Source organism: Streptomyces sp. NPDC054813 (assembly GCF_053611365.1).
On sequence record NZ_JBSHAF010000012.1, the window covers coordinates 100,998 to 116,209 of the forward strand.

Sequence of the window (15,212 nt, forward strand, 5' to 3'; positions counted from 1 at the left end):
CAGAACGGCCAATTCCCCTGTGGATAACCACACTTGGTTGTGGATCAAACCTCCGGCGAAAAATAGCTGCGTGATCCGCGTCTCTCCCGGCACGCTGATGGTGTGAACGACAAGAAGAGCCACAGGCCACACGACAAAAATAATGAAAAGCCGAACATCAGACAGAACGACAGGACGTGGGACGAGCGGCGCACCGTGAAGGTGTCGAAGTACCTCTCGAAACACCTGCGCCACCAGCCCGAGCGCATCGGCCTCACGCTCGACGAGGCCGGCTGGGTGGAGATCGACACGCTGCTCGCGGCGGCAGCGGCGCACGGCTTCCCGGTCACCCGCGAGGAACTCGAGCACGTCGTCGCCGCCAACGACAAGCAGCGCTTCGCGATCGAAGGCGCCCGGATCCGCGCCAGCCAGGGCCACAGCGTCGACGTCGAGCTCGCACTGCCTCCGGCGACCCCGCCGCCGTACCTCTACCACGGGACCGTGGCCCGGTACCTGGACGCGATCCGGACTGCGGGTCTCCGCCCGATGAGCAGGCACGACGTGCATCTGTCGGCCGACCGCGAGACCGCGACCCGGGTAGGTGCCCGGCGCGGGCGCCCGGTCGTGCTGTCGGTGGACGCGGGCGCGATGCACCGGGCCGGCCATGTCTTCCACGTCAGCGCGAACGGGGTGTGGCTGACGAAGGCCGTACCGCCGGAATACCTGCGCTTCCCCGACCCGCACTGACCCCTGCATGATGACTGGTATGGACCAGAGTGACCGCAGGTACCACCTCCCCACGACCGAGGCGGCCGTGACCGCTCTTCGCGCGATCGCCGCCGAGTGCGACCGCGAGATCGAGGTGACCCACGACATCGGCGCGGACCAGACCTCCCGGCGCAGCGCGGCGGGCTTCGGGGTCACCGCGGACCCGGACGGTTCGCTGCCGCACGAGGCATACGCCGAGTTCGGCGGGCTGCCCCGGGTGAGCGTGCGGCTCTACCCGGACGACGACGCGCTGATCACGGTGGAGGGCGTCGCGTTCCACGACCTCCCGCGCGACGACGTACCCGCGTTTCTCCGCTCCGTCTTCGGTGGGCTGGCCCATGTCCGCTCCCGCCGCTTCCCGCCAGTGGCCTGGCTGGTCGTACCGCTGCCCGGGGACCGTACGTACAAGGAGTACCTGGCCGCGAACCTCCTCACGCCGTGGCTGAGCGGCCGCATACGGTGACCGTTTCGTCCCTCCTCGGTGCGGCCCCTTAGTCTCGGACGCATGAGTCTGCGTCTGAGCACCGTGATCCTGCCGTACCGCCGCTGGAGCGAGGGCGGCCGTACCGCCTGGACGCGGGCCGAGGAACTGGGCTTCCACACCGCGTACACCTACGACCACCTGTCCTGGCGCAGTTTCCGGGACGGCCCGTGGTTCGGTGCGATTCCGACGCTGACCGCCGCCGCGTCCGTCACCGACCGGCTGCGTCTGGGCACGCTCGTCACCTCACCGAACTTCCGGCACCCGGTGGCGCTCGCCAAGGAGCTGATCTCCCTCGACGACATCTCCGGCGGCCGGGTGACGCTCGGCATCGGCGCCGGGGGCACCGGCTTCGACGCCACCGCGCTGGGCCAGGAGCCGTGGACCGCGCGCGAGCGCGCCGACCGGTTCGCCGAGTTCGTGCCGCTGCTCGACCGGCTGCTCACCGAGGACTCCGTGACACAGGACGGCGAGTTCTACTCGGCTCACGAGGCGCGAGACATCCCGGGCTGCGTGCAGCGGCCCCGGCTGCCTTTCGCGGTCGCTGCCACCGGCCCGCGCGGGCTGAAGCTGGCCGCGCGGCACGGACAGGCGTGGGTGACCACCGGCGATCCGAAGCTGTACGAGAACGGCACGCCCGAGCAGTCCGTCGAGGCGCTGCGCGGTCAGACGGCGAAGCTCGGCGAGGCCTGCGCGGCGATCGGCCGGGACGCGTCGGAGGTGGACAAGATCCTGCTCACCGGGTTCACCCCGGACCGGGCCCGTCCGCTGGCATCCCTGGACGCCTTCGTGGACTTCGCCGGCCGCCACCAGGAACTGGGCTTCACCGAGCTGGTGATCCACTGGCCCATCGCGGACTCGGACTTCGCGGCCGACGAGAAGGTCTTCGAGCAGATCGCCATGGAGGCCCCGGCCCAGCTGGCCTGAGGCCGACGGGCGGGGCCGCCGAACAGGGGTCGAGGGTCACCGGGCCGAGCCCGGAGCACGCTCGGGGAGTCATCTGTGTCTCATCTGTGCGGAGCACCGCACTGGCGTGCGGGCATATGCGCGAGAATGGCGCGGTGACCTCAGCGACCCGACAGCCCGAGACCCCCGCCTTCGCCACCCCGCCCCGGCTGATCGCCACCGATCTCGACGGCACCCTGCTGCGCGACGACAAGTCGGTCTCCCCGAGGACGGTCGCCGCGCTGGCCGCCGCCGAGGAAGCGGGCGTCGAGGTCTTCTTCGTCACCGGCCGCCCGGCCCGCTGGATGGACGTCGTCAGCGACCACGTCCACGGTCACGGCCTGGCGATCTGCGGCAACGGCGCCGCCGTGGTCGATCTGCATGGCGGCCCCGGCGCCCACCGCTTCGTGAAGGTGCGCGAACTGGCCAGGGAGAACGCGCTGGACGCGGTACAGCTGCTGCGCGACGCCGCGCCCGGCACGGTGTACGCGGTCGAGCAGACGTACGGCTTCCACCAGGAGCCTGCCTATCCCAAGCTGCACCTGGAGACGCCGGACCATCTGCTGCCCGCCGAGGAGATCCTCGCGGCCGACGGTCTGGGCGCCGGCGAGCCCGTGCTCAAGATCCTCGCCTACCACCCCGACCTCGACCCCGACGCGTTTCTCACCCTCGCCCGCCTCGCCGTCGGCGACCGTGCCAACGTCACCCGGTCCAGCCCCAGCGCCCTGCTGGAGATCAGCGGCCCGGGGGTCTCCAAGGCCAGCACGCTGGCCCTGGAGTGCGCCGAGCGCGGCATCTCGCACGAGGAGGTCGTGGCCTTCGGCGACATGCCCAACGACGTCGAGATGCTGACCTGGGCCGGACAGTCGTACGCGATGGGCAACGCCCACCCCGACGTGATCGCCGCCGCCTCCGGCCGTACGGTCGCCAACAACGAGGACGGTGTCGCAGTCGTGATCGAACAGCTGCTGGCCGCCCGCATCTGAAGCTGCCGGCTTCGGCCCGGCGCTCGCCTCGGTTCCCGCCACAGCACGCGCTACGGCACGGCGGCCGGCTCGGTTCGATACGGCACGTGCTGGAGCACGGACCGCCGGCTCGGTTCGATACGGCACGTGCTGGAGCACGGCCTGCCGGCTCCGGTTCGGTACGGCACGGGCCGCCGGCTCCGGTTCGGTATCGCGCCTGCCTCATCACCGTCGTGCCGCCCCGTCAGGGCCGGCGCCGGGACCTTGCGCCCATCAAAGTCGGGAGACCTGGGGGCCAGGTGAAGGGCTGCGGCCCTAGCGGCCCTTGGGCACTCCCACTAGGTCCTAAGGCGCTCCCACCAGGCCCCCAGGCGCTTCCGCCAGCGACTCCGTCGCCGCCTCCCGCTCCGCCATCCCCCGCAGCGGCCCGGCCACGGCGGCCAGCTCGGCGTACGGTCCGCGCTGCACCACCCGGCCCTCGTCGAGCACGACCACCTCGTCCACGGCCTCCAGTCCCGCCAGCCGGTGGGTGATGAGCACGGTCGTACGGCCCTCTGTGGCGGCCAGCAGATCCGCGGTGAGCGCGTCCGCCGTGGGCAGGTCGAGGTGCTCGGCGGGCTCGTCCAGGACGAGCACCGGGAAGTCGGCGAGCAGTGCCCGGGCGAGCGCCAGCCGCTGCCGCTGCCCGCCGGACAGCCGGGCCCCGTGCTCGCCGACGAGGGTGTCGAGCCCGTCGGGCAGCCCGTCCACCCACTCCAGCAGCCGGGCCCGGCCCAGGACGTCCCGCAGGTCCTCCTCGGTGGCGTCCTTGCGGGCGAGCAGCAGGTTCTCGCGTACGGAACTGTCGAAGAGGTGCGCGTCCTGGGCGCACAGCCCGACGAGCCGGCGTACGTCGTCGCCGTCCATGCCGTGCGCGTCCACGCGGGCCAGGGTGTAGGAGCCCGCGTCCGGGTCGAGGAACCGCAGCAGGACCTGGGCGAGGGTCGTCTTGCCGGAGCCGGAGGGGCCGACCACGGCGATCCGGCGCCCCTCGTGGAGGGTGAGGTCGAGCCCCGCGAGCGCGTCCCGACGCTGGCCCTCGTGACGGGCGGACAGGCCCTTGAGTACGACGGGGAAGGGCGTGGCGGGCGCCTGGCGCGGCCGCTCGGACTCCCGTACGGGTTCGGGCGCGTCCAGCACCTCGTAGATGCGCTCGGCGCTCTTGCGCACCCGCTGCCGGTGCCGCACGGCGAGCGGGAGCCCCAGTACGGGCTCGAAGGCGGCCAGCGGAGTGAGCACGACCACGGCCATCGCCACCCCGCTCAGCCGGCCGTCGGCGACCCCCTGGGCGCCCAGGAGTGCCGTGGCGGCGACGGTCAGGCCCGTCAGCAGAGCGGTCAGTCCGTCACCGAGCGCGGTGGCGGTGGCAGCCCGCGAGGCGATCCGGGTGAGCGTGCGGTCGGCTTGCCGGGCCTCGTCGGTACGGGCGGGCAGCGCGCCGGCGACGGTCAGTTCGGCGGTGCCGGTGAGCAGGTCGGTGACCCGGGTCGCGAGCAGGCCACGGGCGGGCGCCAGCCGCTGCTCGGCGCGACGGGCCACGGCGGAGGTCACCAGCGGGACACCGACGCCGGCCGCCAGCAGCCCCACGGCCAGGGCGGCGCCCGCCTCGGGCAGCAGCCAGGCGGTGAACCCCACAGCCCCGGCGGACACGGCCACCGCGGCCCCGGCAGGCAGCAGCCACCGCAGCCAGTAGTCCTGCAGGGTGTCCACGTCGGCGACCAGCCGGCTGAGCAGATCCCCGCGCCGGGTCGCCCGCAGCCCGGCAGGTGCGAGCCGTTCAAGGCGCCGGTAAACGGCGACCCGGGTGTCGGCCAGCATCCGCAGCACGGCGTCGTGCGACACGAGCCGCTCGCTGTACCGGAACACGGCCCGCCCGATCCCGAAAGCCCGCGTTGCCGTCACGGCGACCATCAGATACAGCACCGGCGGCTGCTGCGAGGCCCGCGAGATCAGCCACCCGGAGGTCGCCATCAACCCCACGGCACTGCCGAGCGCGAGAGCCCCCAGCAGAAGAGCGAGCAACAACCGCCCCCGCCGAGCTCCGGAATCCCCCCGAACCCGCCTCAGAACGCCCTGCCGAGCCCCAGCCACCGACTCCACCGAGCCGCTTCCCGACCGACCGGGCGCTTCGATCTGCCCGAGCAACTCCGCCGGACCACTTTCCACTCGACCGAGCTGTTCGATCGCCTCGCCTTCCCATCGACCGAGTCGGGTGGTGGGTGGGCGAAGGGGTTGGGGGTCCAGGGGGCGGAGCCCCCTGGGGACCTCGCTGCCGGAGAGCCGCACCACCCGGTCCGCCGCCGAGAGCAGCGCCGGCCGGTGCACCACCAGCAACACCGTCCGCCCCGCGGCAAGCCGTCGTACCGCCGCCACAACCTCCGCTTCGGTCGCCCCGTCCAGCGCAGCCGTCGGCTCATCCAGCAACAGCACAGGCCGGTCCGCCAGGAACGCCCGCGCCAGCGCCAGCCGCTGCCGCTGCCCGGCGGACAGTCCGGCCCCGTCCTCGCCGAGCACCGTCCCGGCGCCCTCCGGCAACGCCTCCACGAACTCCAGCGCCCCCGCGTCCCGCAACGCCCGCCGTACCGCCTCGTCGTCCGCGTCGGGACGCGCGAGCCGTACGTTCTCGGCGATCGTCCCGGCGTACAGATGCGGCCGCTGCGGCACCCACGCGATCCGCGACCGCCACGTCTCCAGGTCCACCTCGCCGAGCTCGGCTCCCCCGATCCGCACCCGGCCCGCCACCGGCCGCACGAACCCCAGCAGCACGTTCAGCAGCGTCGACTTGCCCACTCCACTCGGGCCGACCAGTGCGACGGTCTCGCCGGGTTCCACGGTGAACGACACCTCGGTCACCGCGTCCGCCGAGCGGCCCGGGTACCGGACTGTCACTCCTTCGAATGCCAGGGAGGCCTCAGAGGGGACCTCGCCCGCACCGGACACCGGCACCGGCGTCTCCAACACCGCGAAGATCTCCTCCGCCGCCGCGAGCCCCTCCGCCGCCGCGTGGAACTGGGCACCCACCTGCCGCAGCGGGAGGTACGCCTCGGGCGCCAGCACCAGGATGACCAGCCCGATGTACAGGTCCATGTCGCCGTGCACCAGCCGCATACCGATGGTCACGGCGACCAGCGCCACCGACAGTGTGGCGAGCAGTTCCAGAGCGAAGGACGAGAGAAAGGCGATCCGCAGGGTCCGCATCGTCGCCTGCCGGTACTCGCCGGTGATCCGGCGGATGGACTCGGCCTGCGCCTTGGCGCGCCCGAACACCTTCAGCGTGGGCAGCCCTGCGACCACATCCAGGAAGTGGCCGGACAGCCGGGACAGCAGCCGCCACTGACGGTCCGTACGGGACTGGGTGGCCCAGCCGATCAACACCATGAAGAGCGGGATGAGCGGCAGAGTGCCGACGATGATCGCCGCGGACACCCAGTCCTCGGTGACGATCCGGGCGAGCACCGCGACCGGTACGACCACCGCGAGCCCCAACTGGGGCAGGTAGCGCGAGAAGTAGTCGTCGAGGGCGTCGACGCCGCGCGTGGCGAGGGTGACCAGCGACCCGGTCCGCTGACCGCTCAGCCAGCCGGGACCGAGCGCCACGGCCCGGTCGAGAAGCCGCCCCCGCAGTTCGGACTTTACCGCCGCGCTCGCCCGGTGCGCGGCAAGCTCGGTCAGCCAGGAGACCAGCGCCCGGCCGATGGCAACGGCCACCAACAACAGCAGAGGAGTGCGGAGTTCGGATACCGAGTGGCCGTGCTGGAAGGCGCCGACCACCACTTCGGCGATGAGCATCGCCTGGGCGATGACCAGCCCGGCCCCGACCACACCGAGGCCTACGACCGCGATCAAGAAGAGACGAGTGGCTCGGGCGTAGCGCAGCAGACGCGGATCGATTGGTTTCACGTGAAACATGCCCTTCGGCCCGGAGTGGGTGTTTCACGTGAAACACCCACTCCTTGGACTCATGCAGACTCAGTGCGGAGTCAGTCCGTACTCAGTCCGTCAGTACAGACTCAGTGCCGACTCGACGCCGACTCAGTGGGCGGCTTCGGCTGCGATGTGCTGCGTGCCGATCCGCTTGCGGAACACCCAGTACGTCCACCCCTGGTAGAGCATGACGAGCGGCGTGGCGATCGCCGCCAACCACGTCATGATCTTCAGGGTGTAGGGGCTCGACGAGGCGTTGGTGACCGTGAGGTTCCAGTCCGCGTTGAGCGACGACGGCATGACGTTCGGGAAGAGCGACAGGAAGAGCATCGCCACGGCGGCCACGACGGTGACGCCGGACAGGGCGAACGCCCATCCCTCACGGCCCCGCAGATTTGCCCCCAGGGCGGCGACCAGCGCGGCGACCGCCACGACCAGGGCCACCAGGCTCTTGCCGTCCCCGCTGTCGGCCTGCGTCCACACCAGGAAGGCCAGCGCCAGCACGGCGGCGAGCAGACCGACCTTGGTCGCCAGCTTCCGCGCCCGTACCCGTATGTCACCGACAGTCTTGAGGGCGGTGAACACCGTTCCGTGGAAGGTGAACAGGGTCAGCGTCACCAGTCCGCCGAGCAGGGCGTGCGGGTTGAGCAGGTCCCAGACGCTGCCGACGTACTCGAAGTGCTGGTCGATCTTCACGCCCCGCACGATGTTGGCGAAGGCCACCCCCCACAGGAACGCCGGGATCAGCGAGGTCCAGAAGATCGCGGTCTCCCAGTTGCGCTGCCACTTCTCCTCGGGCCGCTTCGCCCGGTACTCGAAGGCGACACCCCGGACGATCAGGCAGACCAGGATGACCAGCAGGGGCAGATAGAAGCCGGAGAAGAGCGTGGCGTACCACTCAGGGAAGGCGGCGAAGGTCGCACCGCCCGCGGTGAGCAGCCACACCTCGTTGCCGTCCCAGACCGGGCCGATCGTGTTGATCAGCACCCGCTTCTCCGGCCGGTCACGGGCGAGCAGCTTGGTGAGGATGCCGACCCCGAAGTCGAAGCCCTCCAGGAAGAAGTAGCCGGTCCACAGGACGGCGATCAGAACGAACCAGACGTCGTGAAGTTCCATGACTGCGTCTCCCTCGGCCTAGTACGAGAAGGCCATCGGCTTGTCGGCGTCACGCGCCTCGCCACCGATCTTCGTGGGCGGGTTGAGGTCGTCCTCGGTGAGCTCGGGCGGGCCGGCCTTGATGTACTTCACGAGCAACTTGACCTCGATGACGGCGAGGATGGCGTACAGCGCGGTGAAGGTGATCATCGAGATGAGGATCTCGGCCTGGGAGACACCGGGGGAGACGGCGTCACGGGTCTGCAGAACGCCGTAGACGACCCAGGGCTGACGACCCATCTCGGTGAAGATCCAGCCCCAGGAGTTGGCGATCAGCGGGAAGCCCAGCGTCCAGATCGCCACCAGCCAGTACAGCCTGCCGAGCTTCGGGCTGAGGGCCTTGTTCTTGAAGAGGACCAGATGCGGCACCTCGTCCTCACCGACCCGCAGATGCTGGGCCAGCATGAACTTCTTACGGGTCAGCCAGAGTCCGACCAGGCCGATGGCGAAGGACGCCATACCGAAGCCGATCATCCAGCGGAACGCCCAGAAGGTGACGGGGATGATCGGGCGGTAGTCGCCCGGACCGTACTTCTGCTGCTCGGCCTTGTTGGTGTCGTTGATGCCGGGTACGTACGAGTTGAAGTCGTCGTCGGCGAGGAACGACAGTATGCCGGGGACCGACAGTTCGACGGTGTTGTGACCCTTGCTCACGTCGCCGTAGGCGAAGACCGAGAACGGTGCCGATTTCTGGCCGTCCCACAGGGCCTCGGCGGCGGCCATCTTCATCGGCTGCTGCTTGAACATGACCTTGCCGAGGGTGTCGCCGCTGATCGCGGTGAGCAGGCCGGCGACGACGACGGTGACCAGGCCCAGCCGCAGCGAGGTCTTCATCACGGTGATGTGCTTCTTGCGGAACAGGTGGAAGGCGGCGATGCCGACCATGAACGCGCCACCGGTCAGGAAGGACGCGGTCAGCGTGTGGAAGGCCTGGGCCAGCGCGGTGTTCTGGGTCAGGACGGCCCAGAAGTCGGTCAGTTCGGCGCGCCCCTTCACCTTGTCGATCTTGTAGCCGACGGGGTGCTGCATCCACGAGTTGGCCGCGAGGATGAAGTACGCGGACAGGATCGTGCCGATGGAGACCATCCAGATGCAGGCCAGATGGATCTTCTTGGGCAGCTTGTCCCAGCCGAAGATCCACAGCCCGATGAAGGTGGACTCGAAGAAGAACGCGATCAGCGCCTCGAAGGCGAGCGGGGCGCCGAAGATGTCACCGACGAACCGCGAGTAGTCCGACCAGTTCATCCCGAACTGGAACTCCTGCACGATGCCGGTGACCACGCCCATCGCGATGTTGATCAGGAAGAGCTTGCCCCAGAACTTGGTCGCCCTGAGGTACTTCTCCTTCTCCGTGCGCACCCATGCGGTCTGCAGGCCCGCCGTGAGGGCGGCCAGAGAGATCGTCAGCGGGACGAACAGGAAGTGGTAGACGGTGGTGATGCCGAACTGCCAACGCGCCAGTGTCTCCGGCGCCAGAGCCAGGTCCACGTCGTCAGTCTCCTTACGTCGCCGGGTACAGCGGCACTTTGCCCCTTTTGTCACGTACATCACGGACCAAAGAGGACGAGCTTGTGAATGCATTCACATTCACAAGCCATTATGACGTACTGATTTTCGACGCAGCCATGGGGGGCCTGTCTTCTCCGTCACGTCACCCCGCGGCCCGCGGTTCCACGTGAAACCCATACGCAACGGGGCCGCCTCACGGCGACCCCGTACGTGTGGAACTGGCCGACGGCCAAGGCGCCTTGCGGCTAGAGCTCCTTGCGGAAGTTCTCCGCCGCCTTCAGGAAGATGTCGTTCGCCTCGGTCTCCCCGATCGTCACCCGGGCGCCCTCGCCCGGGAACGGCCGGATGACCGCGCCGTGCTCCTCACAGAGCTGCGCGAAGGCCGTCGTACGCTCCCCCAGCCGCAGCCACACGAAGTTGGCCTGGGTCTCCGGAACCGTCCACCCCTGGGCACGGAGCGCCCCGACCACCCGCTGCCGCTCGCACACCAGCGATCCGACCCGGCCGAGCAGTTCGTCCTCGGCCCGCAGCGAGGCGATCGCCGCTTCCTGGGCGAGCTGGCTCACGCCGAACGGCACCGCCGTCTTGCGCAGCGCCGCCGCCACCGGCTCATGGGCGATCGCGAAGCCGACGCGCAGCCCGGCGAGGCCGTACGCCTTGGAGAAGGTCCGCAGGACACAGACGTTCGGTCGTTCGCGGTAGATCTCGACGCCGTCGGGCACCTCGGGGTCGCGGATGAACTCCCGGTAGGCCTCGTCAAGGACCACCAGCACGTCACTCGGCACCCGGTCCAGGAAGCGCTCCAGTTCGGCTCGCTTCACGACCGTGCCGGTCGGGTTGTTGGGGTTGCAGACGAAGATCAGGCGGGTGCGTTCGGTGATCGCGTCCGCCATCGCGTCCAGGTCGTGCACCTCCCCGGGCGTGAGCGGCACCTGGACCGAGCGGGCGCCGCTGATCTGCGTGATGATCGGGTAGGCCTCGAAGGACCGCCAGGCGTAGATCACCTCGTCGCCGGGGCCGCTGGTGGCCTGGATCAGCTGCTGGGCGACGCCGACCGAGCCGGTGCCGGTGGCCAGATGGCCGAGCGGGACGCCGAAGCGGTCCGAGAGCTCGTTCATCAGTGCCGTGCACGCCATGTCCGGGTAGCGGTTGAAGGCGGCAACGGCCGCGGTCACGGACTCCAGCACGCCGGGCAGCGGAGGATACGGGTTCTCGTTGGAGGAGAGCTTGTAGGCGACCGGGCCGTCGGCCGCGGCAGGCTTGCCCGGCTTGTAGGTGGGGATACTCTCCAGCTCGGCGCGCAGCTTGGGGCTCGTCTCGCTCACCGCAGTCCTCCTCGCGACCACCGGCGGACCGTCCGCGCCGCCGGCATCCAATACTCCTCACCTTATGAGGATTCGGTGCCGCTGCGTACAGCAGCGGAGCGACCCGGTAGGCGGGGGCCTGACCTCATCCGTCCCACTGGCATCACGGGCATCACCATACGAAGGCGCATTTTTCGGGGGCGCGCCCTACATATATCTACGCGCCGGTGGCTCACGCCGTGGCGCGCATCACCCGTGAAGGTGAGTTGAGACCTCTTCGAGACATCGGGCACTTGGCAGGCCCATGCGTGCCGACAAGTCACGTCTCGCCATTGGATCGTTCAACTGACTTTCTTTCTAAGGTAGTTGACCCCCTTTGACCTTGCAGAAACGTGCCTGTCAACGCGTGCATATGCGTCCGCACTACCCCACCGCATGAGCCCTACTATCGGCTCGCCATGACAGCAGCAGGGAAGCACCAGGTGAGCCGCGCGGAAACCTCTCGGCGAGGCAGCCGGCCGGGCCGGGCGGGCATCAGAGACGTAGCCGCCGCCGCCGGAGTCTCCATCACGACCGTCTCCGACGCCCTGAACGGCAAGGGCCGGCTCCCGGATGCCACCCGGCGCCACGTCCGCGAGGTCGCCGACCGGCTGGGGTACCGCCCCTCGGCCGCCGCCCGTACCCTCCGTACCGGCAAGTCGGGACTGATCGGCCTGACCGTGACGACGTACGGGGATGAACCTTTCACCTTCACCGAGTTCGCGTACTTCGCCGAGATGGCGCGGGCCGCCACCTCGGCCGCGCTCGCCCGCGGCTACGCCCTGGTGATCCTGCCGGCGACCTCACGCCACGACGTGTGGTCGAACGTCGCTCTGGACGGCACGGTCGTCATCGACCCGTCCGACCAGGACCCGGTGGTCAGCGAGCTGGTCCGGCAGGGGCTGCCGGTGGTCTCCGACGGCCGCCCGGCCGGCTCGCTCCCGGTCACCGCCTGGGTGGACAACGACCACGAGGCCGCCGTACTCGGCATCCTCGACCATCTCGCCGACGCGGGCGCCCGCCGGATCGGCCTGCTCACCGGCACCACGACGGACACCTACACCCACCTGTCGACCACCGCCTACCTGCGCTGGTGCGAGCGCGTGGGCCAGGACCCGGTCTACGAGGCCTACCCGGCGCACGACCCGTGCGCGGGCGCCGTCGCCGCCGACCGGCTGCTCGCCCGCCCGGACCGCCCCGACGCCGTCTACGGCCTCTTCGACCCCAACGGCACCGACCTGCTCGCCGCCGCCCGCCGTTACGGGCTGCGCGTCCCCGACGACCTGCTGCTGGTGTGCTGCAGCGAGTCGACCGTGTACGCCAACACCGAGCCGCCCATCACCACGCTCTCCCTGAAGCCGCGCCGCATCGGCACGGCGGTGGTGCAGCTGCTCATCGACGCGATCGAGGGAGTGGAGTCGGACCAGCCGGTCGAGCAGGTGATACCGACCGAACTGATCGTGCGTACCTCCTCCCAGCGACGCGCGCAGCGCACCACGGTCAGCCCGCCGCGGGCACCGGAGGAGGAGTAGTACGGACGTCCCACACCCACGCACGGACGTCCCGCACCCACACGCGGGCGCTCCCTACGCCCGCCCGGCCGGTCCGTACGCACACGGAGGCGGCCGACGCGCCTGCCGGACGTCGTCGAAAGACGGCCGGCAGGTGAGCGGCGGGTGGTCGAAACCCTGCCCAACCGGGGCGAAAGCCGCACGGAACTGGAGTCCTGCTCCGATTCACCACCCCTGGGTCATCACACGGCGCGACGGGCATTCCTATGATGGGCCCACGACACCGCGGGCCGCTGCGACCAGGCAGTCCGAAGCGGTGCAGATGCGGCGCGATGGTGGAGGGGTCTGATGACTCAGGGGGCCGGTCAGGGACCCGAGGCGGAACGGACGGCGACGTTGCGCGACTTCCGGGTGCCCGCGTACGTCAACGAGACCGGTCCGTACGTCCAGAGCACCCACCCCGGCGACGTGGCCCCGGCGCTCGACGAGCCGTATCCCGACGGATATCCCGAGGGGTACACGCCGACCCAGCGCGACCTGCCCGTCATCAACCGTGGCGACACGCTCCGGCTGCCGGTCGACCCGGCCGCCGATCCGGCCGCTCAGACGGCGGCCGGTCCAGGCCCGCTGTACGTCGTCGGGGACGTGCACGGTTACTTCGACGAGCTGATCGACGCGCTGCGGGAGCAGGGACTGATCGACACGGACGGGCACTGGTGCGCGGGCACCGCCCGGCTGTGGTTCCTCGGCGACTTCACCGATCGGGGTCCGGACGGCATCGGCGTCATCGACCTGGTGATGCGGCTGTCCGCCGAGGCGGCCGCGGCCGGCGGCTACTGCAAGGCGCTCATGGGCAACCACGAGCTGCTGCTGCTCGGCGCCAAGCGGTTCGGCGACACGCCCGTCAACTCCGGCGCGGGCACCGCCACCTTCCAGGCGGCCTGGCTGCTCAACGGCGGTCAGAAGACCGACATGGACCGGCTCCAGGACCACCACCTCCAGTGGATGGCCCGCCTGGACGCGGTCGAGGAGGTCGACGGCTATCTGCTGGTCCACTCCGACACCACCGCCTACCTCGACTACGGCGACTCGATCGAGGCGGTCAACGACACGGTCCGCGAGACCATCACCCGTAATGACGCGGACGAGGTTTGGGACCTGTTCCGTAAGTTCACCAAGCGGTTCTCCTTCCGCGACGAGGGAGGTGCAGACGCCGTCCGTTCCCTTCTCGATACGTACGGCGGCACCCGCATCGTTCACGGGCACAGCCCGATTCCCTATCTGCTGGGGGAAGTCGGCTCCGAGGACGGCGAGGAGACCACCGGCCCCCTGGTGGAGGGACCGCACGTCTACGCGGACGGGCTGGCCATCGCCATGGACGGCGGAGTGACCATGGCCGGAAAGCTGCTGGTCAGGCAACTTCCGCTGGACAGCTGAACGTTCGGCGCGCTGTTCTGTACCCCGATGTCACACGCGGGCCACCCCCAATTTCCGGCAACCCCCTGTCACCGCGTGCCTTAACGGCTCTACCATCGGTTTATCCGTAGCAGGCTCCCCTCCGTTTCTGCCCGACGGCTCGCCGGCGTGCGAGCCCCAAGCCCTACGGAGCATCGGGGGATGCACATGAACAGCGTTCCGCAGCACCTGCACAGCGAGGACCGCCAGGAATACGAGCGGATCCTCGATGAGGCGCTGCGCTCCGCCCCTTACCGTCCCGAACTGGCCGGTACCGGCCGGCATTTGAACACCGAACAGCTGCGCACCATGGCGCTCAACGCCACCGCACTGATAACGGCGGCCGCGGCGACCGAGTACCAGCACTATGTGAAGGTCCGCGAGGAACTGCGCAACCCGGCGCGGTCCACCCCGGCCACTGTCCACGAGTCCGACTCCGCGGAGTCGGCCACGGGCGGTGCGATGGGGCTCGCCACCACCCTCGGCGAGGCCGCCGAGACCACGGGTGCCGGCGGCTTCGCCCTCGCCCTGGTCCTGGCCCCCGTGCTCGCCGGTACCGCCGCCGCGATCTTCCTGCTCGTCGGCTACGTCCTGAAGATGCTGGACCCGGCCCCGGCGTTCGCCCAGACCATGCTCACCGCCGGCTGGGTCTTCGGCGTCGTGACCGCGGCCGCCATCCTCATGGCCGGCACGGGGCTGCTGCTCACCGCACTGCGCAACAGCCCCTCACTGGAGTCCGGAGCCTACGGCGAACCCGGCGGGGAGGTGGCCAAGGCCCGGGACGCCTGGCGGGACGCCCTGCTGGAGCGCGGCATCCTGCCCTTCCTGCGGGAAGCGCTGGCCACCGAGCCCGGCACGGCCGGACTGCGCCGTGCGACCCCGTCGGGTCCGGGGGGCCGGATGCCGCGCCTGGGCTACGACCGCCCCGGTTTCAGCACCGATGACGGCACCACACCCGCCTCCCGGCCGAGCTTCACCAGCCCGGACTACACCAGCCCGGACTTCGGAGGCCCGGAACACCAGCCGGAATAACCCGGCTTGGGGCCCCCGCCGGGGGGGGGGGGCGGAGACCCCCGGCACCCAAAAGCGGAGGAACCACGGGGGGTGAGGGAAGGGGGGGGCGGGACCCCCCCCCACG

Annotated in this window: 11 protein-coding genes; 7 read left to right on the top strand and 4 right to left on the bottom strand. The window is 70.1% G+C overall.

Going from position 1 to position 15,212, the window contains the following annotated elements:
• Positions 1-156 precede the first annotated feature (156 nt).
• From ACWGJB_RS24885 to ACWGJB_RS24900, 4 genes are all read left to right on the top strand, one after another.
• Positions 157-726: an RNA 2'-phosphotransferase gene (locus tag ACWGJB_RS24885; protein WP_453382458.1), complete on the top strand. Its 570-nt coding sequence runs from the start codon at positions 157-159 to the stop codon at positions 724-726.
• Positions 727-745: 19 nt separating this feature from the next.
• On the top strand, positions 746-1,210 hold the full coding sequence (locus tag ACWGJB_RS24890; protein WP_453382313.1) for a hypothetical protein: 465 nt from the start codon (positions 746-748) through the stop codon (positions 1,208-1,210).
• Between the two features lie 42 nt (positions 1,211-1,252).
• Positions 1,253-2,155 (top strand): LLM class flavin-dependent oxidoreductase, encoded by a 903-nt coding sequence (locus ACWGJB_RS24895; protein WP_453382314.1) that lies wholly within the window; start codon positions 1,253-1,255, stop codon positions 2,153-2,155.
• A gap of 116 nt (positions 2,156-2,271) precedes the next feature.
• The gene (locus ACWGJB_RS24900) at positions 2,272-3,159 is read left to right on the top strand and encodes a Cof-type HAD-IIB family hydrolase (protein ID WP_453382315.1); all 888 of its coding nucleotides are present in this window, start codon (positions 2,272-2,274) and stop codon (positions 3,157-3,159) included.
• A gap of 324 nt (positions 3,160-3,483) precedes the next feature.
• Here the strand turns inward: ACWGJB_RS24900 and cydD are convergent, their stop codons facing one another.
• The 4 genes from cydD to hisC form a co-directional block, all read right to left on the bottom strand.
• Positions 3,484-7,077 carry a thiol reductant ABC exporter subunit CydD gene (gene cydD, locus ACWGJB_RS24905; protein ID WP_453382316.1) on the bottom strand — a complete coding sequence of 1,198 codons (3,594 nt, stop codon included), beginning with the start codon at positions 7,075-7,077 and terminating at the stop codon, positions 3,484-3,486.
• A gap of 132 nt (positions 7,078-7,209) precedes the next feature.
• Positions 7,210-8,217 carry a cytochrome d ubiquinol oxidase subunit II gene (gene cydB / locus ACWGJB_RS24910; protein ID WP_453382317.1) on the bottom strand — a complete coding sequence of 336 codons (1,008 nt, stop codon included), beginning with the start codon at positions 8,215-8,217 and terminating at the stop codon, positions 7,210-7,212.
• 18 nt (positions 8,218-8,235) lie between these two features.
• Positions 8,236-9,744, bottom strand: coding sequence for a cytochrome ubiquinol oxidase subunit I (locus ACWGJB_RS24915; protein ID WP_453382318.1), 1,509 nt, complete (start codon positions 9,742-9,744; stop codon positions 8,236-8,238).
• A gap of 266 nt (positions 9,745-10,010) precedes the next feature.
• A complete protein-coding gene (gene hisC / locus ACWGJB_RS24920; protein WP_453382319.1) occupies positions 10,011-11,090 on the bottom strand; it encodes a histidinol-phosphate transaminase in 1,080 nt (359 codons plus the stop codon).
• 437 nt (positions 11,091-11,527) lie between these two features.
• Between hisC and ACWGJB_RS24925 the strand changes: the two genes are divergently transcribed.
• The 3 genes from ACWGJB_RS24925 to ACWGJB_RS24935 all read left to right on the top strand — a co-directional run bounded on the left by ACWGJB_RS24925 (position 11,528) and on the right by ACWGJB_RS24935 (position 15,106).
• On the top strand, positions 11,528-12,640 hold the full coding sequence (locus tag ACWGJB_RS24925; protein WP_362580719.1) for a LacI family DNA-binding transcriptional regulator: 1,113 nt from the start codon (positions 11,528-11,530) through the stop codon (positions 12,638-12,640).
• A gap of 327 nt (positions 12,641-12,967) precedes the next feature.
• Positions 12,968-14,056, top strand: coding sequence for a metallophosphoesterase (locus ACWGJB_RS24930; RefSeq protein ID WP_453382320.1), 1,089 nt, complete (start codon positions 12,968-12,970; stop codon positions 14,054-14,056).
• A 180-nt stretch (positions 14,057-14,236) separates the two neighbouring features.
• Entirely contained in the window at positions 14,237-15,106 is an 870-nt protein-coding gene (locus tag ACWGJB_RS24935) for a hypothetical protein (protein ID WP_453382321.1), read from the top strand.
• The last annotated feature ends 106 nt before the right edge of the window (positions 15,107-15,212 follow it).